This window comes from Streptomyces sp. NPDC057654, assembly GCF_042800135.1.
Taxonomy (GTDB): Bacteria; Actinomycetota; Actinomycetes; order Streptomycetales; family Streptomycetaceae; genus Streptomyces.
The window spans coordinates 1-1,452 of record NZ_JBHVHQ010001350.1; the positions used below are offsets into that span (position 1 = coordinate 1).

A 1,452-nucleotide genomic window follows, 5' to 3' on the forward strand; every position below is an offset into this window, starting at 1 on the left:
ATCGGGGCCTGTGCCACAGGGTGTGGCTGGGGCCGGGGTCGAACCGGCGACCTATCGCTTTTCAGGCGATCGCTCGTACCAACTGAGCTACCCAGCCGCAGCGGTCCTGACGGGATTTGAACCCGCGGCCTCCACCTTGACAGGGTGGCGAGCACTCCAAACTGCTCCACAGGACCTTGCATTGTGCGAAACCGGCGTGAACCAGTCTCGCACACGGTGATGCGTGCCCCCAACGGGATTCGAACCCGTGCTACCGCCTTGAAAGGGCGGCGTCCTGGGCCACTAGACGATGAGGGCTGATGGCCCACCTGGGCGCTTCGCCGCGCGTCGGGGACGTGAGAAGCATATGGGATGCGGGGAGGTAACGCCAAAACGGTTTCCCGAAGAGCTGCCGAAAGGCTGTCGCAGGAGGCTCCGGGGGGCTTCGGGGGGTTCCAGGGGCCGCTGGGGGAGGGCGCCGCCCGGCCCGGCGCGGCGGTCCGCCCGGCGGGGCCGGGGCCCTTCGCGGACAATGGCGGGTGTGCTGGAGATGACGCGCGAGGAGTTCGAGGGGCTGGTCGCCGAGGCGCTCGACCGGATCCCGCCGGAGCTGACGAGGCTGATGGACAACGTCGCGGTGTTCGTGGAGGACGAGCCGCCCGCGGAGGAGCCGGAGCTGCTCGGGCTCTACGAGGGGACGCCGCTCACCGAGCGCGGCGAGTGGTACGCGGGCGTGCTGCCGGACCGCATCACGATCTACCGGGGGCCGACGCTGCGGATGTGCGCCTCCCGCGAAGACGCTTCCCGCGAAGACGTGGTCGCGGAGACGGAGGTGACGGTCGTTCACGAGATCGCCCACCACTTCGGCATCGACGACGAGCGGCTGCACGCGCTGGGCTACGGGTGACGGGTGACGGGTTCGGGCCGTGCCGCCGTTCGGGCGGCGCGACCGGTGGGGTGGCGGGGGCGGGCGAACCGCGCCGGGCGCGCGGGGCGCGTGTCCTGCGCGGGGGGAGGCCAGTTGGGCAGGGGGCCCGTGCTCCGCGACCCGAAGGTGGTCCCCATGCCCATGCGCGCGATGTCCCCGCCCGCGTCCCAGGTACCCGCCGCGCTCGTCCGCGCCGCGGCCGTCGCCGTCGCGGCCATGGCCCTCGGCGGCTGCATGAGCGTGAGCGACCCCGCGAAGCCCGCGCCGTCCAAGTCGTCCGGCCACCGGGGCGGCGGCCCGCAGCCGGACGGCGGCGCGGCGCGGGGCGACGGCCAGGCGCGTACGGACGCGGGCACGGGCGCGAAGACGGCCAAGGGCGGCAAGAGCCCGCGGCCGGGGGACGAGGACGGCAAGCCGGGCGGGAAGAAGGGCTCGGCGGCCCCCGCCAACGCCTCGTCCTCCGCCGACGGGGCCGATGGGTCCGACGGGGCCGACAGCCCGGAGCCCGGGAAGCGGCCGGGCCGGCCGGGTACGCGGCCGAAGCC

At 74.2% G+C, this 1,452-nt stretch carries 1 protein-coding gene, 3 tRNA genes and 1 pseudogene; 2 read left to right on the forward strand and 3 right to left on the reverse strand.

Annotated features, from left to right (window positions below):
* Window positions 1–23: 23 nt before the first annotated feature.
* The 3 genes from ACFU99_RS43505 to ACFU99_RS43515 form a co-directional block, all read right to left on the reverse strand.
* Window positions 24–97: transfer RNA gene (locus tag ACFU99_RS43505), tRNA-Phe, on the reverse strand.
* A gap of 4 nt (window positions 98–101) precedes the next feature.
* Window positions 102–176: transfer RNA gene (locus ACFU99_RS43510), tRNA-Asp, on the reverse strand.
* A 48-nt stretch (window positions 177–224) separates the two neighbouring features.
* Window positions 225–297: transfer RNA gene (locus ACFU99_RS43515), tRNA-Glu, on the reverse strand.
* Between the two features lie 223 nt (window positions 298–520).
* On the opposite strand from ACFU99_RS43515, the gene ACFU99_RS43520 reads away from it, so the two are divergent.
* A complete protein-coding gene (locus tag ACFU99_RS43520; protein WP_384404294.1) occupies window positions 521–886 on the forward strand; it encodes a metallopeptidase family protein in 366 nt (121 codons plus the stop codon).
* Between the two features lie 156 nt (window positions 887–1,042).
* A pseudogene (locus ACFU99_RS43525) lies at window positions 1,043–1,452 on the forward strand (hypothetical protein); the annotation flags it as partial.